Source organism: Brucella sp. MAB-22, assembly GCF_025908475.1.
Lineage (GTDB): Bacteria > Pseudomonadota > Alphaproteobacteria > Rhizobiales > Rhizobiaceae > Brucella > Brucella anthropi.
Map to the genome: position 1 here is coordinate 1,856,237 of NZ_CP109782.1, position 23,727 is coordinate 1,879,963.

The following is a 23,727-nucleotide window of genomic DNA, read 5'->3' on the forward strand; positions in this document are numbered from 1 at the left end:
TTTTAGACCCGAATTTATTGTCCAAACCTTTAAGCATCGAAATTGGCGTTACGAAGGCATACGATTTCCAGCTTTTCACACTGATGTGAGGGAATGCCGGAGCCCGAAAGAACCGGAAAGAGAGCTTTGTTGCGGCGGTCCGACGGCGCGTGTATCCAGTTAAATCGATATTCCGGGCGATTCGCCCACCTTCATGCAGCGCGCAAACTCTGGCTTTGCGAACTGTCTCGTCAACCGATAACGGTCTGCTCATCCAACACGCCGGGACGAGCAGGATCGATCCGCGTTCCGGAGAAAACGCCATGCCAATGCCCGTTACCCTTTCTGCGCTCGACCTCGGTGCGCTTCTGTGCAGCAGGATCTGTCATGACATCATTTCGCCGGTTGGCGCGATCAATAACGGTCTGGAACTGCTGGAAGAAGGCGGAGCCGACGAAGACGCCATGGCGCTTATCAAGTCGAGCGCCCGCAATGCCTCCGCCCGCCTTCAGTTTGCCCGCATCGCTTTTGGCGCTGCAGGTTCGGCTGGCGTGCAGATAGACACAGGCGATGCACAGAACGTCGCCACTGAATATTTCAAGAACGAAAAGCCGGAATTCACCTGGGAAGGCACGCGTGTCCTTCTGCCCAAGAACAAGGTCAAGCTGCTTCTGAACATGCTTCTGATCGGCAATGCAGCCATACCACGTGGCGGCTCACTGGCCGTGCGCCTTGAAGGCGGGGACACCGAACCGCGCTTCGTCATCACCGTGAAGGGTCGTATGCTGCGCGTTCCACCGAAGTTCCTTGAGCTTCACTCGGGTGCTGCCCCGGAAGAGCCAATCGACGCCCATTCCGTCCAGCCTTACTACACTCTGCTTCTGGCCGAAGAAGCCGGCATGAAGATTTCCATCCACGCCACTGCGGAAGACATCGTATTTTCTGCTGAATAAGCGCCCCTGAGCGCGGGGCCGACCCGCGCTCACACTGGCAAACAGTCATAAAACCCTCTATCAGTCAGGCAACGCATTTCCAGCGAGATATGCGTCAGAAAATATTCAGCGAAGGCGTGACAGCCAACACGCATTTGTGGAGGGGGACTGCATGGCGAATGAACCAATGACAGGTTGTTGCCTGCTGGTCGACGATTCCTCCGTCATTCGCAAAGTCGCGCGCCGCGTCCTTTCCGAAACCATTGCAGAATTTGCTGAGGCCTCAACCGGCCGGGAAGCGCTCGAAACCTGTTTTGCGCGCATGCCAGACGTCGTTCTGCTCGACTATGACCTTCCGGACATGACAGCGCTGGAGGTCGTAACCGAGCTCCGCGCCATGCCGGGCGGCGACCGCCCCCGCATCATCCTGTGTCTTTATGAACTCGATGTGACCCGCATCATGCGGGCGAAGCGCGCAGGCGCCAATGGCTACATCCTGAAGCCGTTTGACCGCGCCTATCTCACCGAACAATTTTCAGGCATCCTGTCCGCCTAAATCCGAAAGCAGTCCCCAAAAAGCAAAAGCTCCGCCGAAGCGGAGCTTTTTACATTTCGAAGCCTGTTGCCGATCAGGCGCTTTCGCGCATTTCCGCATCCGGCTCACGCAGCACATAGCCGCGACCCCAGACAGTCTCGATGTAGCTCTGGCTACCGGAAACAGCGTCAAGCTTCTTGCGCAGCTTGCAGATGAAGACGTCGATGATCTTCAGTTCCGGCTCATCCATGCCACCATAGAGATGGTTGAGGAACATTTCCTTGGTAAGCGTCGTACCCTTGCGGAGCGAAAGAAGCTCCAGCATCTGGTATTCCTTGCCGGTCAGATGAACGCGCTGGCCGGAAACTTCGACCGTCTTCGCATCCAGATTGACCACCAGGTCGCCCGTCGTGATGACCGACTGAGCATGCCCCTTGGAACGGCGCACAATCGCATGAATACGTGCGATCAGCTCGTCCTTGTGGAACGGCTTGGTCATGTAGTCATCGGCGCCGAAGCCCAGACCGCGAACCTTGTCCTCGATACCGGCCATGCCGGAAAGGATAAGGATCGGCGTCTTCACCTTGGACAGACGCAAGGTGCGAAGAACTTCGTAACCAGACATATCCGGCAGGTTCAAGTCCAGCAGGATGATATCGTAATCATATAGCTTGCCGAGATCGATGCCTTCTTCGCCCAGATCGGTCGTGTAGACATTAAAACTCTCGGACTTAAGCATCAACTCGATGCTCTGTGCGATAGCACTGTCGTCTTCAATCAAAAGGACGCGCATCTCTTATCCCCTTTCCGCAGCCGACCCGATGTCCCTCACGGCAGCACACGGAACTATCGTTGCCTGTGCATGAAGGTGCCAGCAAATGGTTAACAAAATATGATTCTGCTTGGCAAGCATATTTCTGCCCTGTTTAGAAAATTCTCTTACGCGCCTGAATCATAAAGACATTCTCATTCTGATGACTCTAAAGCATCGCATTAAGAATCTTCGCTAAGCGATTCATCTGACTCTAGCTTTCGCCTGTTGCCGAAAAACCACACGAGGTTTACCGAGCCTTAAGTCCTAACGCGTATGATTAACTTCGCCGGTAAAGGAATGGTTACCAAACGAGCGAATTCTTAACTTTTTGTTTCGCTTGTTGAGCCCTTTCGGAAGAACGGCTGCGATGATTTCCCCTTTAGGGGCTTGGATTCGCAAGGAGATTCGGCGGTGGATCGGGTGCGTTTTGCTCGTTTACACCTGTTAATAAAGTCGGGGGGAACGCCCCAACACATGAAGCTGGTTGGTGTTCAAGGAGTATTGCGTATGAAGCCACGTGAAAGCCTAGTCAGGCTGAAACTGTTCCAGGTGAAGGAAAAACGCCGTCAACTGGGCCAGCTCGACCTGATGATCGGCGAGTTCGAACGGATGGCCGGAGAACTCGACGCCCAGATTCTATCGGAAGAGAAAAAAGCTGGCATCACTGACATCAATCATTTCGCTTATCCGACCTTCGCCAAGGCGGCACGCCAGCGGCGCGACAATCTCTTCGTATCGATTCGCGACCTGATGTCCCAGAAGGAAGCGGCCGAAGCCGAATTGTCGGCTGCGGAAACCGAACTGACGAAAGCCGAAGCGCTCGAAGAACGCGACGGTGGCAAGGCTCCGCGGGAAGTGATCGAGCGCCCTGTCAACCAGCGCCGCGCCATGATCGGCTGATCGAAGCGGCCATACGGAAATTCAAGACGCTGCTTTTGTCGAAAAGCGGCGTCTTGCCGTTTGCTGCAAGCACCTCTTTTTCCTCAGTATATTGATATTTAGAAATCAATATTTCCCGAGTAAAATCGGATTTGCATAGCTTCCTCCCCAGATGTAGTGAGGAAGGGCAATGCAGAAAACCTCCCCCTCAGGGCCGAATTCGACCCAAAGCAAGTTCAGTTTCAGGAACAGAGCCAGACCAATCCAATGGGTCTTGCTGGCTGTGTTTTCCGCTATTCTGATTTTTGCAGGGGAAGTGCTGCAGCTACCTGCCGCCATGCTCCTTGGCGCGATGCTCGGCGCAATCCTGATGGCTGCAGGCGAAAGCACCTTGCGGGTTCATCGCTGGCTGTCGCTGTTAGCCCAAGGCGTTGTCGGCTGCCTTATCGCCCGTTCGATCACGGCGGAGTTTTTCACCAGCATGGGTCAACACCTGCCCGTTATCCTGCTCTCCGTCGGCTATGTGCTGTTTACCAGCACTTTTATCGGCTATCTGCTCGCGCGGTTTCGCATCCTGCCCGGAACAACTGCTGTATGGGGATCTTCTCCGGGCGCTGCCACCGCAATGACACTGATGGCCGAAGCCCATGGAGCCGATGCTCGTCTCGTCGCCTTCATGCAATATCTGCGTGTGGTGCTGGTCGCCACAGCCGCTTCGCTCGTCCTGCGCCTCAGCACAGGCGTGGAGACCGTTGCGCCTGTCGAAATCGTCTGGTTTCCGCCCATCGACTGGTCCACCCTCGGCCCGACAGTGCTTCTGATTGTCGGCGGCTCGTTCCTTGGAGAAATTCTCCGCATCCCCACCGGCGCCATGCTCGTGCCGCTTGTACTGGGCGCATTGCTTCAGGACACCGGTTTCATCACCATTGACCTGCCACCATGGCTGCTCGCGGTCAGCTACCTGCTTATCGGATGGCGCATCGGCCTTGGCTTCTCACGCGCCATCATCGCTCATGCCGCGCGGGCTTTTCCAGCGGTGCTGACATCCACGCTGCTCCTCATTGCCGTTTGCGGACTTTTCGGCATGGCGCTCGGTCACGTGCTGGGACTCGATCCGCTGACCGCCTATCTCGCTACCAGTCCCGGCGGCGCCGATACTGTTGCAATCATCGCAGCATCAAGCAATGTCGACCTGCCCTTCATCATCGCGATGCAGACCAGCCGCTTCTTCATCGTGCTTCTGGCAGGTCCTGCCATCGCCCGCTTCATCGCTGCGCGCATCGATAAGCGGATCATGAAAAAGAACCTTTAATACCAAGTCTCGTTGCGTTTGACTCATCGAGACTTGGTTAAGCCCGTGCGGCGATTGAGCATTCTCAGGGCGTGATGCATTTGCATCTTAACGCCCTGCTATAACAGCCCGATTGCCGAAACTGGCGGGACCGTGTTACGCTTTCTGAATGACACAGGTTTGCACCCATCTCATGTTTCAGGGCAGTGCAGGCGCAGCTCTGGAAACATATCGTTCGATCTTTCCCGACTTCCTGATCGAGTCGATCAAAATCTATGACGAAGCGAGCGGTAGTCCCGGGAAGGTGCAGATTGCACGTGTGACCTTTGCCGAACACCGGCTGATCGTCATCGACAGCCCCATTCCGCATCAGTTCGATTTCAATCCATCCATATCGCTGTTCGTCGATTTCCATGATGAGGAAAGCCTGACCAGCGTTTTTGAAAAGCTATCAGAAGGTGGTGAGACGCTGATGCCGCTCGACAATTACGGGTTCAGCAAGCTTTTCGCCTGGATCAAGGACAAATACGGCGTTTCCTGGCAATTGAACTTACAGGCATGACAAATAAAAAACCCGGCTTTCGCCGGGTTTTTCGTCAATAAGGTTGAGATAGATCAGGCCTTCTTTCCGTGAAAACCACGGATGGCGCCGATGATCTTGTCATGATCGGCTTCCGACAGATAGGGGTGCATCGGCAGGCTCAGAATGCGGTTCGGCAGGCTTTCCGAAATCGGAAGTCCACCCGGCGCAACCGGATAATGCTTGTATGCCGTCTGCTGGTGCAGCGGCTTCACATAATAGATGACCGAAGGAATGCCTTCCGCCTGAAGATGCGCCTTCAGGCCGTCACGATTTTCGCTCTCGATGGAATACTGAGCCCATGCCGAACGGTTGCCAGCCGGAAGGGCGGGAACCTTGACGACATCCTTCAGCGCTTCGTTGTAGCGCTTGGCGATGCGGTCACGTGCTTCCATTTCGTCTTCCAGGATCGCAAGCTTTTCCAGAAGGACGGCAGCCTGAATCGTATCGAGACGCGAGTTGATGCCGATACGGACATTGTCGTACTGGGTTTCGCCCTTGCCGTGGAACAGCACCGAGCGCAGCGTATCGGCCAGTTCGGCGTCGTTGGTGAACATGGCACCACCGTCGCCATAGCAGCCGAGAGGCTTGGCCGGATAGAAGCTCGTCGCACCGACATGGCCGAAAGCACCACACATGACATTGTCACGCTTGCCGCCGATCGACTGTGCAGCGTCTTCGATGACGAACAGGCCTTCGCGGTCGGCGATGGCGCTGATGCGGTTATAGTCGGCAGCCAGACCGAACAGATCGACCGGGATAATCGCTTTCGGCTGCAGACGGCCTTCCTTACGGATAGCGGCGATGGCAGCTTCAAGCTGTTCGATATTCAGATTGTATGTGTCCGCGTCTACATCGATGAACACCGGCTCTGCGCCAACCAGCGCAACAACTTCCGCCGTGGCAGCGAAGGTGAAAGACGGAACGAACACCGCGTCACCCGGGCCGATACCGCGTGCCATCAGGGGCATCTGCAAGGCATCGGTGCCATTGGCGCAGGCGATGACGTGTTCCACACCCAGATATTCACCGAGCTTCTTTTCGAATTCGGCCACTTCCGGTCCAAGAATATAACGGCCTTCCGCAACAACCTTGGAAATGGCGGCATTGAGACGGTCTTCGATACGCGCGCGCTGCGCTCCAAGATCAATAAACTGCATGTTGGCTCCAATATATCTGGCCCGCACAAATGGATATGCGAATCCTCGGCAACCTATTTATTCGCTTGCGCCCTGCCCCGCTATGGCCAGAGCGTTCAAAGTTTTGCGATTCCTGTAACACCGCTTGACGCAGTTGACGCGGATCGCACGGCTCCCCTTTAGCGCGGGTGCCGGACAGTGCCTTCCGTGAGGATACGCAGCACACTGATTGCTTCCTTGCCATCGGTACGCGGCTTTTCGCGCGTCTCGATGCAATGCAGGAAATGCTGCAATTCGCGTGTCAGCGGCATGCCTTCCTCAACCGGGATATAGACAGGCTCGACGGATTTGAAAGACCACTGGTCGTTTTCCCGCCAGACTTCATGGCTGTAGAGCGCAAGCTTGCGATCCCATGGTTCGCCGTCATCGAAGACAGCCATGCCCTTTGTGCCGGTAACGGTCAGACGGCGTTCACGATAAGCATTCAGGCGCGATGCAAACAGGTGGCCGCGGATGCCATTCGGAAAATCGAGATGAAGATGGGCGATGTCGGTGAGATGATCGAGTGTCGCAACACCCTCTCCGCGAACCGCGCTCGGTTCTTCCCCGGTGATAGCCAGGATCATCGAAAGATCGTGCGGCGCAAGATCCCACAGGGCATCGAACTCGTTGTGGAACTTGCCGAACCCGACACGATGCGAATGCACATAGCGAATGTCGCCGAGCTCACCGCTTTTCACCATGTCGAGAAGCTTCTCGAAGGCCGGGTGGAAACGCAGCACATGGCCAACCATGAACACGCGACCGTTTTCGCGGGCAGCTTCCACTTCGGCTTCTGCAGCCGGAATGTCGAGCGCGATCGGCTTTTCGACCAGAACGTCCTTGCCGTTTTTCACTGCCTGAATGGCATATTGTGAATGAAACTGCGCTGGCAGCGCCAGAACGATGCCATCAATGTCTGGACGCGTGAACAATTCATCGACGGGAATGCTCGGAACATTGAACTCGGTCGCGAAGCGTTCCGCCTGTTCTGCCCTTGAGTCCGAGACTGCCTGAAGGGCACCGAGGCTCTTCAGGGTACGAATGTGATTGCCGCCCCAATAGCCGCAACCCAAAACCGCAATACGAGGTGCCATAAAACTATGCCTTTGCTGATGCCAAGTTCCTTATCGGTGCAAATGATAGAAAACAAGACGAAAGCTATGCGAAGAGTGCTTGACAGCATTTCATTCCGCACATATACCGCCGCCATTCCTTGCAGGAACAACGATTTGTCCCACCGGAAACGGCGATCATGAAGTTGTCTCTGTAAAGCGACGCGTGGCGGAGTAGCTCAGTAGGTTAGAGCAGAGGAATCATAATCCTTGTGTCGGGGGTTCGAATCCCTCCTCCGCTACCATCGTTCTCCCTCTCCAGACATCTGTGTCAAATGCCTATAGCTTGACTGGCTATCGATGCGCTTTATGTTGTGCGCGTCATTATTTAACGTCGGCACATTCATGCAAATCATCGCTCTCGATCATGTTCAACTGGCAATGCCTGAAGGTCAGGAGCAGAAAGCGCGCGATTTTTATGGTTCGACCCTCGGCTTTGCGGAAGTTCCAAAGCCTGAGAATCTGGCGGCTCGTGGCGGTTGCTGGTTTGAGAATGGAGCAATCAGGCTTCATCTGGGCGTCGAACGTCCTTTCGCACCTGCGCGCAAGGCACACCCTGCATTTCTGGTCGATAACCTCCATAACACGATCGCGCATCTGACGCGAGCAGGCATCGAAACCATCGGGGATGAGCCGCTGCACGGTTATGAGCGTTGCTACATCCACGATCCGTTCGGCAATCGTATCGAATTGATGCAAAAGATAGCCTGACGGCGATGGCCATCAGGCTATAAGTTTTAATTCGCTGCAGCTGCGATGATGCGACAAAGCCCTTCGCGTACCACCGACTTGCTGGTCGCCTGCCCCGCCTGAATACTGAAGATCGCATCGACACGAGTGCCTTTACCCTGCGCCCGTGCAGTGACGCGCAAGGTCTGGATGCGACCCGATCCGGTTGTTTCCTGAAACGCGTCAATCGAAGCGAGCTGCTTGTTGACCTTGATGCCCGAAAACCCTTCGGCTGCGACGGCTTGCGCCAGACGCTGCAAGGCGGTCGATGATTTCACACCGGCAAAGCTTTGTGTCGAGCGATAGCTAATCGCTGTTACGAGTGGAACACCCTCGGACTTGAAATTCTGTTCGCACGAAGCAGCAAAGCCTGCCCCAGTTGTCGCCAGGGTCAACAGACCCGCAAGCAGAAACACCCGCATTCATCTCTCCCTCAACTATATTAGACATTTAGACTATTAAATCGTGGCAGCAGTTTCGCCAACGGGAAGTTGATGGCCATGCGGCAACACTTCACTGGATTGTGGCCGGCGCAGCGACTATATCCGGCCCAAAGCCCGCTACCCGGCGAAAGGCAATCGACAAGCGATCATGACTGTTCTCATCAACCAGCCTCACCCGTCCATCGATCCGGTTTCAATCGAGAAACTAGTGGCCACTTTCTATGGACGCGCACGCGAGGATGAAGTCATCGGGCCGATCTTTGCCGATGCGGTTCATGATTGGGATCATCACATCGCACAGATCGCCGCATTCTGGTCGTCGGTTATTCTCAAGACCGGCAATTATGAAGGCCGCCCCATGGCGCCACATCTGAAACTGGGACTCAAGAACGAACATTTCGACCGTTGGCTCGACCTTTTTGAGACAACCGCACGCGAAATCTTCCCGCCGGAAGCCGCGATCATTTTCATAGACCGGGCACGGCGCATTGCCGACAGTTTTGAAATGGCGATTGCTACCAATACGGGACAGATTTCCGCACCACGGCATTCGCACCGCCCTCTTTAACCACAAGAGGACGCAACCCTTGCGGGCAATGCCACCCATCTTGTCATCGAATATTTAACTATATAAGCACGTCCGCAGAATAGCCGGGCCGCAATTCAGTTGCGTCAATAGAAAATAAAGGCTTGCGGGAGCAGATAAAGCCTGACGCACGATGGTGTGCTTGCGGATTAACTAATATTCGCAACATATCACTTGCATAAAGGGGCAGAATTTCGAACAGTTACCGTAGCTTTTTTGAAAGCTCGATAGATCGTGTATCGCGTCAACCCAGACGTGAAGTTTCGACTTGAGCGGATATGCAGGGAGTTAAACTATGAATGAATCCATTCGCGAACTTTTGGCCAAGGTCGGCGGCCTGCCGGGCCCGGTGACGGACATCGCCGACGATGCCGACCTTTACAGCGCGGGCCTGTCCTCCTTTGCATCGGTCCAGCTCATGCTTGGCCTGGAAGACAAGTTCGACATCGAATTTCCGGACCAGTATCTCAATCGCAAATCTTTTGCGAGCATCAAGGCCATCGAACAGACGATCACCCAAATTCTCAAGGACAAAGAGGCCGCATAATGAATGCCGGGGCGGGAAACAGTCTTTCAGAGCGCGTGGGCCGCGTTGCGGCCATAGCGGGTAAATTTTCCGATAGCGTCGATAAGGAAGGCCGCTTCCCGTGTGAAGCAATCGATGCGATGAAGGCCGAAGGTCTGCTGGGCATTCAGGTGCCGAGCGAATTCGGCGGCGAGAGTGCAGAGATCGACCAGATTGCAGAACTGTGCTGTGTTCTTGGTCAGTCTTGTGCATCGAGCGCCATGATTTTCGCCATGCATCACATCAAGCTTTCAAGCCTGGTGGAGCACGGCCAGACGGTTGAATGGCACCGGGACTTCATGCGCAAGGTCGCAAAGGACCAGCTACTGCTTGCTTCGGCTACGACCGAAGGCGGCATTGGCGGCGATCTGCGCAACTCTCGATCTGCGCCATCGAGGTCGAAGGTGATATCTGCCGTCTGGAAAAGAACGCCACCGTCATTTCCTATGGTACCTATGCGGATGCCATTCTGATCACATCGCGCTCCCACAAGGATGCCGCATCGTCGGATCAGGTGATGACCGTGTTCCTGAAGGACCAGTACACGCTCGAAAGGACCCATGACTGGGACACGCTCGGCATGCGTGGCACCTGCTCGGAAGGTTTTGTATTCCGTGGCGAGGCGGACAAGGTGCAGATCCTGCCGCATCCCTTTGCCGAAATCGCAGCCCAATCCATGCTGGCGCAGTCGCATACGCTGTGGAGTTCGCTCTGGTATGGCATCGCCGTCGATGCGGTCAACCGCGCGCAGGCATTCGTGCGCGCCGCAGCAAAGCGCAATCCGGGTGCGCCGCAGCCGGGCGCTCTGCGCGTAGCCGAAGCGTCCAACATGCTTCAGATGCTGAAATCCGAAATCGTCGCTTGCCTCAAGACCTATCGCGAAGCAAAGCACGATCCGGACAAGCTGGCCTCGATGGGCTTTGCGATTGCGATGAACAATCTCAAGATTGCCGCATCGCAGACGATCCTTCAGATCATCAATCATGCCATGCTGGTCTGCGGCATCATGGGTTACAAGAACGGTACGCCTTTCAGCCTCGGCCGCCATCTGCGTGACGCGCATTCGGCGCAGTTGATGATTTCAAACGAGCGCATCCTCGGCAATACGGCCACCATGCTGCTCATTCACAAACAGAACACCAGCCTTTTGGGGTAATTGCCATGGATGCTCAGAGATCATTTCTAAACCGGCTTTTCGATTCCGGTCTCCTGATCGACACCGGCGTGGAAGGCCTATACGGACGTTCCGGCCAGTTCGAAGATGTCATCCAGGCGTTTGAACGCCTGATCGACCGTACCGGAGGCAATGACGGCGCCGAAGCGATCCGCTTTCCACCCGGCATGAACCGCGCTTTTTTCGAGAAAAGTGGCTACATGAAAAGCTTCCCGCAGCTGGCCGGCACCGTGCACAGCTTCTGTGGCTGCGAGCTTGACCACGTCAATCTCATCAAATGCATGGATGAAGGCACGGACTGGACGCTGGAGCAAAAAGCAACAGACATCGTGCTGACGCCTGCGGCCTGTTATCCGCTCTATCCGACTGTAGCCAAACGCGGACCGCTGCCGCAGGGCGGCGGGCTTTACGACCTGCAATCCTATTGCTTCCGTCATGAACCGTCGATCGACCCTGCCCGCCAGCAGCTTTTCCGCATGCGTGAGTATGTGCGCATGGGCACCGAAGCCGATGTGATGTCGTTCCGCCAGCTCTGGATCGACCGTGGCACGGAAATGATGAAGAAGGTCGGACTGCCGGTCGAAATCGACGTCGCCAACGACCCGTTCTTCGGACGCGCAGGCAAGTTGCTGGTCAACAACCAGCGCGACCAGAACCTGAAATTCGAGCTGCTGATCCCGATCACCAGCGTCGAAAAGCCGACCGCTTGCATGAGCTTCAACTATCATCAGGACCAGTTCGGCGTGAAGTGGGGCCTCTCCCTCGATGACGGTGCCGTGGCGCACACGGCCTGCGTCGGGTTCGGACTGGAGCGCATCGCGCTGGCGCTCTTCCATCATCACGGTCTGGATGTTGAAATCTGGCCGGAAAACGTACGCAAGGAATTGTGGGGCTGATCACGACCATGCAGGCAGTTTTTCCGAACATCGCGCCCGACCGTTACACGCCGCACGCTTTGCATGCCCAGACGCGTATCTGGCCGGAAACAAACTGCTATGTCGATCTTTGGATCGAAGTGCTGGCAACATTGGGTGTCGCTCCGGAAGCCATGCTCGGTTTCACGCTGACACAGGATTTCGAGGGCGACCAGTTCACCTTCTTCAAGGTGCCGCTGGAAGACCTCGAAGCCCTTTATGGCGTTCGGGCGACGGAGCTTGCGATTTTTGATCATGTGGAAAGCCATGTCGCCGAGCAGATCGCGCGCGGACGTCTGTGCATGATCGAAATGGACAGCTACTTCATGCCGGATACGCACGGCGTCAGCTATCGCACGGAACATGGCAAGACGACCATCGCCATCAACCGTATGGACGTCGAAAACCGCTTGCTGGACTATTTCCACAATGGCGGTTTCTATCACCTCGAAGGTGAGGATTTCGACGGCGTTTTCCAGCGTCATCTGACGGAAACCGACCTGCCCTTCCTGCCCTATACGGAATTTGCCAAGTTTCCGAAGCATGTGCCGGATGAGGCGCATCAGCGACGCGTTGCCGAAATCCTTCTGCCCCGCCACTTTGCCCGCAGGCCGAAGGAAAACCCGATCCGTGCCTTTGCCAGCGTGTTTCCGGGACAGGTTGAAGCAATCGCGGAACGCCCGTTCGGCTTCTTCCATAAATATGCATTCAACACGCTGCGCCAGCTCGGCGCGAATTTCGAACTCGCAGCAAGTCATCTTGACTGGCTCGGACAAGGCAGGCGCTTTGCAACGGCCTCGGCAGATGCCTTGCAGATTGCGGAAACGGCAAAGGCTGTTCAGTTCCAGCTCGCCCGCGCCGTCATGCGCAAGAAATTCGACACATTGGCCGGAACGCTACAACCGGCGGCAGATGCCTGGGATCGGATGACGGCAGCGCTTGCAGCGGAACTTGGTCGCGATGCGGCTTGAACTAAACCCGACCAACCGACCGCTCTCGACCGGCTGGCGGCTTGCTGTCATCGGGCCGGATGCGGCGCAAACGCCGCATGATGCCAAGTCCAGTGCGGCGATCAATGACGCGCCGGTGCCCGGCACAGTGGCGGAAGCTCTTGAAAAATCGGGGCATTTCGACCGAAACAATCCCGTAGCGCTCGATAACAGGCAAGCCTGGTATTTCCTTGATATCGAGGAGACACCCGGCCCCGCCACACTCCATTTTGGCGGGCTTGCCACGATTTGCGACATCTTTTTCAATGGCGAGTTGCTGCTGCAAACCGACAGCATGTTTCTCGGCCATGATCTGCCCGTTACACTGACCGGCAAGGACGAGCTTGCCCTCTGTTTTCGCGCGCTCGCGCCTTGCCTCAGCCAAAAAGGTCCACGCGCCCGCTGGCGCACGCAACTGATGAACACGCAAGGTCTGCGCCTCATCCGCACGACCGCGCTTGGCTATATGCCAGGCTGGTGCCCGGAAGTGCATGCCGTGGGTCCATGGCGTCCGATTTCCATCAGCCGTTCTGATACGGAGACCATATCCGACATCGCCATTCAGGCAAGGCTGGCCGAAACCGGTGATGGCGAACTTCAGGTCAGCTTTACCTATAGCGGCAAGGCCGAGGCACCCATTCTCCATTGCGCAGGGCAACAAATCGCCTGCAAGCGCCAGACTGACAATCATTGGACGGCAAGGCTGACGCTTCCTAATATTGAACCATGGTGGCCACACACGCATGGCAATCCGACGCTTCACAATGTCGAACTCTCACTTGACGGCGAACTACGCCCGCTCGGGCGCACCGGCTTCCGCCGCATCAAGGTTGATCGCGGGCCAGACGGCAAGGGCTTTGCACTCAGGATCAATGGCGAGAAGATTTTCTGCCGCGGCGCGGTATGGAGTTCTGCCGATATCGTCCGCCTTCCCGGCGCCCGCGACGATTACGAACCATGGCTGAAGCTCGCACAGGAAGCGGGCATGAACATGCTGCGGCTGAGCGGCATCACCACCTATGAGACACCGGATTTCTATACTGTCTGCGATGAGCTGGGCATCATGGTGTGGCAGGACTTTATGTTCGCCAATTTCGACTATCCGGTGAAGGACGAAGCATTTGTCGCAAAAGTTCAGGCAGAAGCGTCTCAGCTTCTGGCCGCTGTCAGGCATGCGCCATCGCTGACGGTCCTTTGCGGCGGCAGCGAAATCTACCAGCAGGGCGCAATGATGGGCCTGCCGGAAGCGACGTGGAAAGGTCCGCTTACCGAGGAAATTCTGCCCGGTGTCGCCAATGCACTTTGCCCGAATATTCCCTATGTTCCAAATTCGCCCTGCGATGGCGCCCTGCCCTTCATCAGCAATGAAGGCGTCAGCCATTACTATGGAGTCAGCGCTTATTGCCGTCCCCTGGACGATGCGCGACGTGCGGAAGTACGCTTTGCGACCGAATGTCTGGCCTTCTCCAACGTGCCCGAAGCGCGCACGCTGAAAACCCATCTCGATGTACCCCCGGTTCACGATCCGCGCTGGAAAGCACGCGTGCCCCGCGACCGTGGTGTGTCCTGGGATTTCGAGGATGTGCGGGACGCCTATCTGGAGATGCTGTACGGCTATGATCCGGCACGGCTGCGGCGCGAGGATGTGGAACAGTATCTCCACCTTTCCCGCGCTGTCACGGCGGAAGTGATGGAAGCGACATTCGCCGAGTGGAGACGACCGGGAAGCACCTGTTTCGGTGCGCTTCTCTGGATGTTCCAAGACCTGCTGCCCGGTGCCGGTTGGGGCATGATCGATGCGACCGGCGAACCCAAAGCCTCATGGCATGGTTTGAAACGCGCCTTCCGTCCACAGCAGGTCGCCTTGACCGATGAAGGCGTCAATGGCCTCGCGATTCATGTTCTGAATGAGCAGGCAGAATCCGCTGATCTTTCGCTTGAACTGACCTGTTTGCGCGCCGGTTCGCAGCCGGTGGTTTCCGGCCGCCGTGATCTTTCAATTGCCAGTCGTTCAGCGATCACCATTGCCGCAACGGATTTGTTCGGCGCATTCTTCGATGTCACTTACGCCTATCGTTTCGGCCCTCCGGCCCATGACGTGACCGTTGCGCGACTGAAGCGCAATGACATTACGATTGCCGAGGCATTTCACTTTCCGCTCGGACGAACAAAGGCATTTCACGACGCCACTATCGAAGTAGCTCCCATCGAAGAGAACGGAAACTGGTTCCTCGATCTGAAAACGCCAGTTCTGGCCCAATCTGTCAGCATCGATGCAGGTGACTGGCGGGCTGTCGAGAACTGGTTTCACCTTGCTCCCAACGAGACGAAACGCATCGCCCTTGCTCCACGTAAGGCAACACTCGAAAAACCGTCTGGAGAAATCCGCATCGCCGGTTCGTCACGGATCGTCTGGTTCTAACCCCGCAAGGCCATTGCGCGGATCGCGCCGATATAAATCTCGCGCGAATGTTCCGGCGTCAGATTATGATCGGCATCCGGAATGATGGCGACTGACGCATTGTCGTAGCCCTGCAGCTTGGTGCCCGCCTGATCAAAATAGAAATTGAAATGTTCGCGCCCGATATCCTTTTCGGCATAGACCAGCGCCAGCAGCACCTCACGCTGCTTCAATTCGTCAAAAGCCGAATAGACTGCCCGTCCTTCCACTGTGCGGCTGCGCAGAAGCTTGCGTGCAAGCCCGCGAATACGCCCGACAACCCCGCGCGAGATGTTACGCAGGATGGCACGGATATCCAGTTCACCGCGAAACAAGCGCTGGAATGTTTCGGCGCGGAGCGCGCGGCTGCCATAATCCTCCAGCGTACGCTTGCCGTCGCGAACGGCATCTTCCACAGAGCGTCCCGGCGCCCAATAGAACGTCTCCGGATTGACGAGGACTGCACCGGAAATGCGCTCGTCTTTCAAGGCACTGTGGAACCCCAGAAAGGCACCGCTGCATCGTCCTGCGATAATGGGACGGCCCCAACCAATAGTGTCGAGATAGTCGAGTGCTTCGGCAACATCGGCCTCTGCCCCATTGGTATAAAGCACCTGTTCCGGCATCCCCGGATTGGGCGGGCTGTCGCCTGCATTCGCAATATCGAAGCGCAGCGACGCTGTCCCTTCCCGCGCAAGCTTGCGCGCCATATCGACGGTCGTACGCCCCCACCCGACACGTCGATCATAGGCTGCGGAGAGGAACAGGACCGTTCTGCCGCGCCGCTCACCCACGGGTGCGCAGAGAACGCCTGAAAGGCGATTGCCGGAACCGAACGACACCGGCGTTTCCACAAAACCGTCACCCGTCAAAGTGCCGCCGAGTGCCCTTTCATCCGGCTTGTTCTGCGCAGGCTGCGAACCTGCCAGACCTGCCGCCCAGTCGACAAGCCGGTCCGCGACTTCCAGCGGCAGGCGCGAGATGACCGGGTTCGAAATCAGCTTGTCGTAATCGGTAAAAGCTTCAACCGTCACATCGGCGCCCAGCCCTTCCAGATGCGTTGCCAATTCGGCATCGTTCGGACGGTCCGTCCGCGCCAGCAAAAGGCATTGAGGCGCAGGCTTCGTCTCCAGCGACAGAAGATTGATCTTCTTTACATCGGCGGCCACTTCCGGCTGCATTGTCAGCGATGCGATGGAAACGCTGTTCTTGATCCTTTGCTCGTCCGTCAGGCCCAGATCGGCATCGACCATACTCGACCAGACGGCCAGTTCACGCGTGTAGAACCGCCCGGAAATGACCGGCGCCAGAAGCGCCAACGCTGCGATGCCTTCGATCCGGGCCGCAGTTTCGGCAGCAATCGCTGCACCAAGGCTCTGTCCAATGATGATAACGCGGCTTGCCCCGGACAGGTCACGCGCCTTCCGGGCAGCTTCAGCAAGCGTATTGCGCCAGAGCTCCAGCCCTTTGGAAAATTCGATGTCGTCGCGTCCATCGCCCGTACCGGGCCAATCGAAGCGGAAGGAGCCTATCCCCTGCACCGAAAGTCTGTCGGCGATGATGCGCCAGAATTTGCGTGTCGTGCAGAGCTCTTCCAGCCCCCAGGGGCTTGCGAACAAGACAACCGTATCAAGAGATGGGCCAACAGGGGCCTGATAAAGGCCCAGCGTGTCGCAGAAGACGACCGGACTGGCGGCAGACCGCACAACATTCGCCGGTTGCCTGTAGGATGTTTCGTTTTCCACCCTGTCGCCCATGCCTGATGCACCCCATCACAGAAATCACATCCTGCAATAATGGAAATCGCGCAAGGCACCAAGGATTTATCGCAGCTACTGCGAAAACGTGCCCCTGCCGTGCATCAAGCGCGGCAGGGTTGCAACAGGTAGAGCCCGTCTTCCAAAAGTGGAAGCTGTTCAAAAGACCGGATCAGGCCGCTGGCTTGGTCTTTTCGCCTTCCAGCAGCTTTTCGTGACGCAGCAGCATGCCGTAGAGATCACGCGGCTCATCTGGATCTGCAAGAAGATCCAGCTTTTCGTAGAAGCCGGTGTCCTTCAGCTTGTCACGCACATAGCGCAGGGCCGAGAAGTCCTCGGTCGCAAAGCCGACGGAATCGAACAGCGTGATCTGGCGGGCATCCTTGCGTCCGGCGATCTTGCCGGTGATGACTTCCCAAAGCTCCTTGACCGGATAATCTTCCGGCAGCTGCTGGATTTCGCCTTCGATGCGGGTCTGCGGTGGGTACTCGACGAAGATGTCCGAACGGCGCAGAATATCGCCGTGCAGTTCCGTCTTGCCGGGGCAATCGCCGCCAACTGCATTGATGTGCACGCCAGCGCCAACCATGTTGTCCGTCAGGATCGTCGCATTGGCCTTGTCGGCGGTGACGGTGGTGATGATGTCCGCACCCTCGACAGCCTCTTCGACCGTCTTGCAGGCAACGATGTCGAAACCGGCGCCCTGCAGGTTGCGCATGCACTTGGCAGTCGCTTCCGGATCAAGATCGTAGAGACGCAGCTTGTCGACGCCGAGCAGTGCCTTGAAAGCCAGAGCCTGGAATTCGCTTTGCGCGCCATTGCCGATGATGGCCATCGTGCTGGAATTCTTCGGGGCCAGGTGCTTGGCGGCAACTGCCGAAGTCGCGGCAGTGCGCAGCGCGGTCAGGATGGTCATTTCGGTCAGCAGCATCGGATAACCGCTGCCCACATCGGCAAGAACGCCGAATGCCGTAACGGTCTGGAGACCTTCACGCGTGTTCTTCGGATGGCCGTTCACATACTTGAAGCCATAGAGCGTTCCGTCGCTCGTCGGCATCAGCTCAATCACGCCTTCCTTCGAGTGCGACGCCACACGCGGCGTCTTGTCGAAGTTTTCCCAGCGGCGGAAATCTTCTTCGACATAGTCGGCGAGTTCCTTGAGGAAAGTCTCGACGCCGACAGACAGCACCAGCTTCATCATATGATCGACGCTGACGAAGGGGACGATATTCAGGTTCGGTTGGGTCATTCTTGCTCCTTAACATTCAGCGGCAGACCATTTGATCCCGCCAGCAGTGAATGCAGTTTCTGAAATCAATAATTGATGGTTGGGCGGTCCATGACGCTGCGGCCCAAAAGGCTCGCCATCAGGTCAACCATCACCGTTGCGGTGCGTCCGCGTTCATCGAGAAACGGATTAAGCTCAACGAGATCGAGGCTCGTCACCAGATCGCTGTCATGCAGCATTTCCATGATGAGATGCGCTTCACGGAAGGTGGCGCCACCCGGAACCGTGGTGCCGACAGCGGGCGCAATCGACGGCTCAAGGAAATCGACATCAAGGCTGACGTGCAGAAGGCCGTTTTCGTCCTTCACGCGCTTAAGGAAGCGACGCAGCAAGGCAGCAACACCATGCTCGTCGATAAGGCGCATGTCATAGACGGCAACTTCGGTCTGCTTGATTGCAGCGCGTTCTGCCGGATCAACACTGCGAATACCCATCATGCAAACATTGGCGGGATCAATCGGTGCTGCCAGGGCTGGGAAATAGCCCTCAAAGCCCTTCTGGCCCGTGTAATAGGCAACAGGCGTGCCGTGCAGATTGCCGCTGCCAGTCGTTTCCAGCGTGTGGAAATCCGTATGCGCATCAAGCCACAGCACAAATTGCTTGCGACCCTTTTCTGCGGCGCGGCGCGCAATGCCGGGAACAGTGCCTGCTGCAAGCAGATGATCGCCACCGAGGAAGATCGGAAAACCGTCTGCACTCTCACGATAAGCAGCTTCGCTGATTGCTTCGATCCAGGCGACAGCCTGCGGCAAAGCCTTGATCGCAGGATTGGGATGGGTCAAAGGGCGCAGTTCGGTCGGAGCCAGATTACCGAGATCGGTAAACTCATGGCCGAGTTCACGAATCGCATCCGCAATACCAGCAGCGCGATAACCGTCAGGGCCCATATTGCAGCCCAGACGACCAGTGCCTTCCTGAACAGGCAATCCCAAAATCTTGCAATGCATAAACTGCTACTCCAGAGAAATTATTGCCCTAGATTGACCATTTACGCTTGGCGATGTGAAGCAACCGGATTGGCAATTTTAACGGTTTGGTTTATCAGAATGTCGGATTGGCTTTTCAAAATGGAGAAAACATGGACGATCTGGATGAAAAGCTCATCACGCTTTTACGTCACAACGGACGGCGCAGTATTTCGGATGTGGCAATCGATCTTGGCGTTTCCCGCGCAACGGTCCGCGCCCGTATGGAACGATTGGAACAGTCCGGCGACATCATCGGCTACACGGTGATCCTGCGGTCCGATGCAGTTGATCTGCCGGTGCGCGGTATCATGATGATCGAAATCGAAGGCAATGTCGCCGACCGTGTGGTCAAGGCGCTCGGCGGCTTCTCGGAAGTTTCCGCCGTTCACACCACCAATGGCCGCTTCGATCTGGTAGTGGAACTGGGTGCTGCGACGCTCACCGATTTTGATGCCGTGCTGCGCCGCATCAGGCTGGTGCCGGGCATCAAGGCCAGCGAAACCAACCTGCTGCTTGCCACACCACGCTCGACGCGGGCGCGTCTGTAACAAAAAGCCCGGCAATTCGCCGGGCTTTTTCGCTGTTAGGCAAGGATCGGATAATCCGTATATCCCTTGGCGCCGCCGCCATACATATGCTGCTGGTCCAGCTCATTAAGCGGTGAATTATCCTTCAAGCGACGAACGAGATCCGGATTCGAGATGAACGGCTTGCCAAAGGCCACGACGTCAGCGCGACCGCTTTCGATCTCTTCTTCCGCCAGTTCACGATCATAGCCATTATTGACCATCCAGGCAGCTTCACCGCCAGCATCGCGATAGACCTGCTTCAGGCGCGCATAGTCAAAAGGCTGCGGGCCCTGCTGGAAATCGCGCGGACCACCGGTCGCACCTTCAATGATATGAACATATGCAAGACCGTAAGCGGCGAGCTTGTCGAGCACATAGTCGAACAGCGGCTGCGGATCGGAATCCGAGGCGTCATTGGCGGGCGTCACTGGCGAAAGACGAATGCCAACCTTGCCTGGCGCGACCGACTTGGTGATCGCATCCACCACTTCAAACAGGAAGCGGGCGCGGTTTTCGATAGAGCCGCCATATTCATCGGTACGATGGTTGCTGTCCGAACGCAGGAACTGATCGATCAGATAGCCGTTTGCCGCATGAATTTCGACGCCGTCGAAACCAGCCACTTCAACGGCATCCTTGGCAGCCTTGGCATAGGTCGCAACGATTTCCGGAAGCTCGCTCTTTTCAAGTGCACGCGGTTCGGAGGTTGGCGCAAATTCGCCGGTGCCATCGGGATGCACAAGATAGGTCTTTGACTTGGCGATGATGGCCGAAGGCGCAACCGGCTTACCGCCATTTGGCTGCAACGTGTTGTGTGAAATACGCCCCACATGCCACATCTGCACGACGATCTTGCCGCCTGCGCTGTGCACCGCATCCGTTACGCGCTTCCAGCCTGCCAACTGTTCGGCGGAATAAAGGCCCGGCACATCGGCATAGCCCTGTCCCTGATGGCTGATCGGCGTTGCCTCCGTGATGATGAGGCCCGCACTGGCGCGCTGTTCGTAATAGGTGACGTTGAGATCATTCGGCACGGCGCGCGGTGAGCGATTACGCGTCAGCGGTGCCATAACAATACGATTGGCAAGCTTCAGATCGCCGATTGTAACTGGATCGAACAATGTGGCCATGGATACATTCCTTCAAATGGGAAAGATTGGGCAAATGGGAAAGATTGGACTGGTGAATTAAAGATCGGATACAGCTTTGATGAAGGCGGCTATCGCCTCCTCATCACGCTTGTAGAACGTCCATTGGCCAACGCGGTGGGGCATGATCAGCCCCGCCTTTGTCAGCACGGACAAATGAGCAGAAACGGACGACTGGGAGAGACCGCACCGTTCGAACTGGCCCGCGCACACGCCCATCTCCAGAGGCATGTGCTGATCGGAGAAATGGTTCTCCGGTTCCTTGAGCCAGCTCAAAATGTCGAGACGCACCGGATTGGCGAGCGCCTTGAGTATCTCGTCCAAGGGTATAGACTGAACATCCGACATCGCAGTCACCTCGCTGATCCTTTGATACGTATCGTCATTTCCCGATATAAGTATTGAGTAAATCCGATTTATAAAGAGGCCGTTCGTTCACATCGCCGTGAACAGGAAACCGACGCCTTTCCTGTGGAACGTCGTTACTGCCTTGATTGCGCCGAACCCACATCCGACTATGTTGCCGTAAAGATTTGAGATTGGAATGAATATGGCCAACGATATTAAGCGCATTGCTGGGATTATAGCGGCGGAGATCAATGCAAAGCCCGAACAGGCAATCGCCGCCATTGGCTTGCTGGACGAAGGCGCGACCGTGCCTTTCGTCGCCCGTTACCGCAAGGAAGTCACCGGCGGCCTTGATGACACGCAGCTGCGCCAGCTTTCAGAGCGCCTCGCTTACTTGCGCGAACTTGAGGCGCGGCGCTCGTCCATTCTGGAATCGATCCGCGGCCAGGAAAAGCTGACGCCGGAACTCGAACTGAAAATCGCAGGCGTTCAGACCAAGGCCGAGCTTGAAGACCTGTATCTTCCCTATAAGCCCAAGCGCCGCACCAAAGCGGAAATCGCCCGCGAACGCGGTCTTGGGCCGCTTGCCGAAGCCATTCTGACCGACCGCAGGCTGGTCCCCACCGAGATTGCTGCGCAATATGTCACCGGTGAAGTTGCCGATGTGAAGGCAGCACTGGATGGTGCGCGCGATATCATCGCAGAAGGCTTTGCCGAAAACGCCGAACTGATCGGCAATTTGCGCAACTATCTCAAGGAACGCGCTGTTCTGCGCTCACGTGTGGTCGATGGCAAACAGGATGCAGGCGCAAAATTCTCGGATTATTTCGACCATTTCGAGCGCTGGGCAAATGTTGCAGGCCACCGGGCTCTGGCTATGCTGCGCGGCCGCAACGAGGATTTTCTGTCGCTCGATATCGAAATCGACGCCGACGACACTTCACCGGTAAAGCCTGTCGAACGCAAAATCACAGCCGCTTACAATATCGGCGCAACCCTGCCCGGCGACCGCTGGCTGATGGAAGTTGCAGGCTGGGCATGGCGCGTCAAACTTTCGCTGTCCTTGTCGCTCGATCTCATGCGAGACCTGCGTGAGCGCGCCGAGGAAGAAGCCATCAACGTCTTCGCCCGCAACCTCAAAGACCTGCTGTTGGCCGCCCCTGCCGGATCGCGCGCCACCATGGGTCTTGATCCGGGCATCCGCACTGGTGTTAAGGTCGCAATCGTTGATGATACCGGCAAGCTACTCGACACAACGACGGTCTATCCCTTCCCGCCGAAAAACGATGTGCGCGGCACCCAGGCGGAGCTTGCAAGCCTGATCCGCAAACATAAGATCGAGCTGATAGCGATTGGCAACGGCACAGGCAGCCGCGAAACCGAACGTCTTGTCGTGGATATGCTCAACGAGCTTCCAGCGCCAAAGCCGCTCAAAGTCATCGTGTCGGAAGCAGGTGCGTCGGTCTATTCGGCATCCGAAGCCGCAGCCGCCGAATTCCCGCAGCTCGACGTATCGCTGCGCGGTGCCGTTTCCATCGCCCGCCGCTTGCAGGACCCTCTGGCAGAGCTCGTCAAGATCGAGCCGAAATCCATCGGTGTTGGCCAGTATCAGCATGATGTCGATCAGTCCCGTCTGGCGCGTTCGCTCGATGCGGTGGTCGAAGATGCGGTGAATGCTGTTGGCGTCGATCTCAACATGGCATCCGCGCCACTGCTCGCGCGCGTATCCGGTCTCGGAAAGTCTCTCGCCGAAGCAATCGTCGCGCATCGTGATGCAGCCGGAGCCTTCAAGAACCGCAAGGAACTGCTGAAAGTCGCCCGTCTCGGCAACCGCGCTTTTGAACAATGCGCAGGCTTTCTGCGTATTGCGAACGGCACCGAGCCGCTTGACGCGTCCTCCGTTCACCCGGAAGCCTATGGCGTTGCCAAGAAGATCGTTTCCGCTTGCGGTCGCGATGTGCGCAGCCTCATGGGGGATAGCGCAGCACTCAAGGCGCTCGATCCGCGCGTCTTTGTCGATGAGCGTTTTGGACTGCCAACCGTGCGCGACATCATCGCCGAGCTTGATAAGCCAGGCCGCGATCCGCGCCCTGAATTTAAGACCGCAACCTTTGCCGATGGCATCGATGACATCAAAGACCTGAAGCCCGGCATGGTGCTCGAAGGCACGGTAACAAATGTTGCGGCTTTTGGTGCCTTTGTCGATATCGGTGTGCATCAGGACGGACTTGTCCATGTTTCGCAGCTCGCCGACCGCTTCGTCAAAGACCCGCATGAAGTGGTCAAGGCGGGCGATGTGGTGAAGGTGCGCGTGACGGAAGTGGATGTGCCGCGCAAGCGCATTGGCCTCACAATGCGCAAGGACGGTGGCGAAGCTCCTGCCCCGCGTGATCCTGCAAGCCGCGACCAGCGGCCTGCCAAAAACTTCACTCCACAGCGCAAACAGGAGCAGCCATCAACCGGTGGTTTCGGTGCAGCACTTTTGGAAGCGATGAAGAAAAAATAA

22 protein-coding genes, 1 tRNA gene and 1 pseudogene are annotated in these 23,727 nt (G+C 56.7%); 15 read left to right on the top strand and 9 right to left on the bottom strand.

Annotated features, from left to right (window positions below; all coding sequences use genetic code 11):
* The first annotated feature begins 302 nt into the window (after positions 1–302).
* Both chpT and OHI65_RS18495 read left to right on the top strand, forming a co-directional pair.
* On the top strand, positions 303–932 hold the full coding sequence (gene chpT / locus OHI65_RS18490) for a histidine phosphotransferase ChpT (protein ID WP_006467394.1): 630 nt from the start codon (positions 303–305) through the stop codon (positions 930–932).
* Positions 933–1,083: 151 nt separating this feature from the next.
* Positions 1,084–1,467: a response regulator gene (locus OHI65_RS18495; RefSeq protein WP_125300039.1), complete on the top strand. Its 384-nt coding sequence runs from the start codon at positions 1,084–1,086 to the stop codon at positions 1,465–1,467.
* 73 nt (positions 1,468–1,540) lie between these two features.
* Here OHI65_RS18495 and ctrA read toward each other — a convergent pair whose 3' ends face one another.
* Entirely contained in the window at positions 1,541–2,239 is a 699-nt protein-coding gene (gene ctrA, locus OHI65_RS18500) for a response regulator transcription factor CtrA (RefSeq protein WP_010659553.1), read from the bottom strand.
* Between the two features lie 528 nt (positions 2,240–2,767).
* On the opposite strand from ctrA, the gene OHI65_RS18505 reads away from it, so the two are divergent.
* The 3 genes from OHI65_RS18505 (at position 2,768) to OHI65_RS18515 (ending at position 4,992) form a co-directional block, all read left to right on the top strand.
* A complete protein-coding gene (locus tag OHI65_RS18505) occupies positions 2,768–3,160 on the top strand; it encodes a hypothetical protein (RefSeq protein WP_006472627.1) in 393 nt (130 codons plus the stop codon).
* A gap of 169 nt (positions 3,161–3,329) precedes the next feature.
* Positions 3,330–4,451, top strand: a complete 1,122-nt coding sequence (locus tag OHI65_RS18510; protein WP_125300038.1) for an AbrB family transcriptional regulator — start codon at positions 3,330–3,332, stop codon at positions 4,449–4,451.
* A gap of 148 nt (positions 4,452–4,599) precedes the next feature.
* Positions 4,600–4,992 carry a VOC family protein gene (locus tag OHI65_RS18515; RefSeq protein ID WP_012091620.1) on the top strand — a complete coding sequence of 131 codons (393 nt, stop codon included), beginning with the start codon at positions 4,600–4,602 and terminating at the stop codon, positions 4,990–4,992.
* 53 nt (positions 4,993–5,045) lie between these two features.
* Here the strand turns inward: OHI65_RS18515 and OHI65_RS18520 are convergent, their stop codons facing one another.
* Positions 5,046–6,170 carry a DegT/DnrJ/EryC1/StrS family aminotransferase gene (locus OHI65_RS18520; protein WP_012091619.1) on the bottom strand — a complete coding sequence of 375 codons (1,125 nt, stop codon included), beginning with the start codon at positions 6,168–6,170 and terminating at the stop codon, positions 5,046–5,048.
* Positions 6,171–6,328: 158 nt separating this feature from the next.
* A complete protein-coding gene (locus OHI65_RS18525; protein WP_125300037.1) occupies positions 6,329–7,285 on the bottom strand; it encodes a Gfo/Idh/MocA family protein in 957 nt (318 codons plus the stop codon).
* Positions 7,286–7,471: 186 nt separating this feature from the next.
* On the opposite strand from OHI65_RS18525, the gene OHI65_RS18530 reads away from it, so the two are divergent.
* Both OHI65_RS18530 and OHI65_RS18535 read left to right on the top strand, forming a co-directional pair.
* Positions 7,472–7,548, top strand: a tRNA-Met gene (locus tag OHI65_RS18530).
* Between the two features lie 100 nt (positions 7,549–7,648).
* Complete coding sequence (locus OHI65_RS18535) at positions 7,649–8,014, top strand: VOC family protein (protein WP_040129141.1); 366 nt, start codon at positions 7,649–7,651, stop codon at positions 8,012–8,014.
* Between the two features lie 26 nt (positions 8,015–8,040).
* On the opposite strand, the gene OHI65_RS18540 is transcribed toward OHI65_RS18535, so the two are convergent.
* The gene (locus tag OHI65_RS18540; RefSeq protein WP_071633094.1) at positions 8,041–8,454 is read right to left on the bottom strand and encodes a hypothetical protein; all 414 of its coding nucleotides are present in this window, start codon (positions 8,452–8,454) and stop codon (positions 8,041–8,043) included.
* A 169-nt stretch (positions 8,455–8,623) separates the two neighbouring features.
* On the opposite strand from OHI65_RS18540, the gene OHI65_RS18545 reads away from it, so the two are divergent.
* The 6 genes and pseudogenes from OHI65_RS18545 (at position 8,624) to OHI65_RS18570 (ending at position 15,125) form a co-directional block, all read left to right on the top strand.
* Positions 8,624–9,043, top strand: coding sequence for a group III truncated hemoglobin (locus tag OHI65_RS18545; protein ID WP_125300036.1), 420 nt, complete (start codon positions 8,624–8,626; stop codon positions 9,041–9,043).
* A 313-nt stretch (positions 9,044–9,356) separates the two neighbouring features.
* Positions 9,357–9,608 (top strand): acyl carrier protein, encoded by a 252-nt coding sequence (locus tag OHI65_RS18550; RefSeq protein WP_006467457.1) that lies wholly within the window; start codon positions 9,357–9,359, stop codon positions 9,606–9,608.
* A pseudogene (locus OHI65_RS18555) lies at positions 9,608–10,782 on the top strand (acyl-CoA dehydrogenase family protein). The gene OHI65_RS18550 and the pseudogene OHI65_RS18555 overlap by 1 nt, the downstream one beginning before the upstream one ends.
* Before the next feature lie 5 nt (positions 10,783–10,787).
* Positions 10,788–11,696 carry an amino acid--[acyl-carrier-protein] ligase gene (locus OHI65_RS18560; RefSeq protein WP_125300034.1) on the top strand — a complete coding sequence of 303 codons (909 nt, stop codon included), beginning with the start codon at positions 10,788–10,790 and terminating at the stop codon, positions 11,694–11,696.
* An 8-nt stretch (positions 11,697–11,704) separates the two neighbouring features.
* A complete protein-coding gene (locus tag OHI65_RS18565) occupies positions 11,705–12,685 on the top strand; it encodes a DUF1839 family protein (RefSeq protein ID WP_125300033.1) in 981 nt (326 codons plus the stop codon).
* The gene (locus OHI65_RS18570; RefSeq protein WP_125300032.1) at positions 12,675–15,125 is read left to right on the top strand and encodes a glycoside hydrolase family 2 protein; all 2,451 of its coding nucleotides are present in this window, start codon (positions 12,675–12,677) and stop codon (positions 15,123–15,125) included. Before OHI65_RS18565 ends, OHI65_RS18570 begins: the two co-directional genes overlap by 11 nt.
* Here the strand turns inward: OHI65_RS18570 and OHI65_RS18575 are convergent.
* From OHI65_RS18575 to rocF, 3 genes are all read right to left on the bottom strand, one after another.
* A complete protein-coding gene (locus OHI65_RS18575; RefSeq protein ID WP_125300031.1) occupies positions 15,122–16,900 on the bottom strand; it encodes an alpha/beta fold hydrolase in 1,779 nt (592 codons plus the stop codon). The genes OHI65_RS18570 and OHI65_RS18575 overlap by 4 nt on opposite strands.
* A 172-nt stretch (positions 16,901–17,072) precedes the next feature.
* Positions 17,073–18,149, bottom strand: coding sequence for an ornithine cyclodeaminase (locus OHI65_RS18580; RefSeq protein ID WP_071633100.1), 1,077 nt, complete (start codon positions 18,147–18,149; stop codon positions 17,073–17,075).
* A gap of 65 nt (positions 18,150–18,214) precedes the next feature.
* Positions 18,215–19,135, bottom strand: coding sequence for an arginase (gene rocF, locus OHI65_RS18585; protein ID WP_125300030.1), 921 nt, complete (start codon positions 19,133–19,135; stop codon positions 18,215–18,217).
* A 131-nt stretch (positions 19,136–19,266) separates the two neighbouring features.
* On the opposite strand from rocF, the gene OHI65_RS18590 reads away from it, so the two are divergent.
* Positions 19,267–19,704, top strand: a complete 438-nt coding sequence (locus OHI65_RS18590; RefSeq protein ID WP_010659538.1) for an Lrp/AsnC family transcriptional regulator — start codon at positions 19,267–19,269, stop codon at positions 19,702–19,704.
* A 35-nt stretch (positions 19,705–19,739) separates the two neighbouring features.
* Here OHI65_RS18590 and OHI65_RS18595 read toward each other — a convergent pair whose 3' ends face one another.
* Positions 19,740–20,855, bottom strand: a complete 1,116-nt coding sequence (locus tag OHI65_RS18595) for an alkene reductase (protein ID WP_012091526.1) — start codon at positions 20,853–20,855, stop codon at positions 19,740–19,742.
* Between the two features lie 57 nt (positions 20,856–20,912).
* A complete protein-coding gene (locus OHI65_RS18600; RefSeq protein ID WP_012091525.1) occupies positions 20,913–21,221 on the bottom strand; it encodes an ArsR/SmtB family transcription factor in 309 nt (102 codons plus the stop codon).
* A 202-nt stretch (positions 21,222–21,423) separates the two neighbouring features.
* On the opposite strand from OHI65_RS18600, the gene OHI65_RS18605 reads away from it, so the two are divergent.
* A complete protein-coding gene (locus tag OHI65_RS18605; protein ID WP_125300029.1) occupies positions 21,424–23,727 on the top strand; it encodes a Tex family protein in 2,304 nt (767 codons plus the stop codon).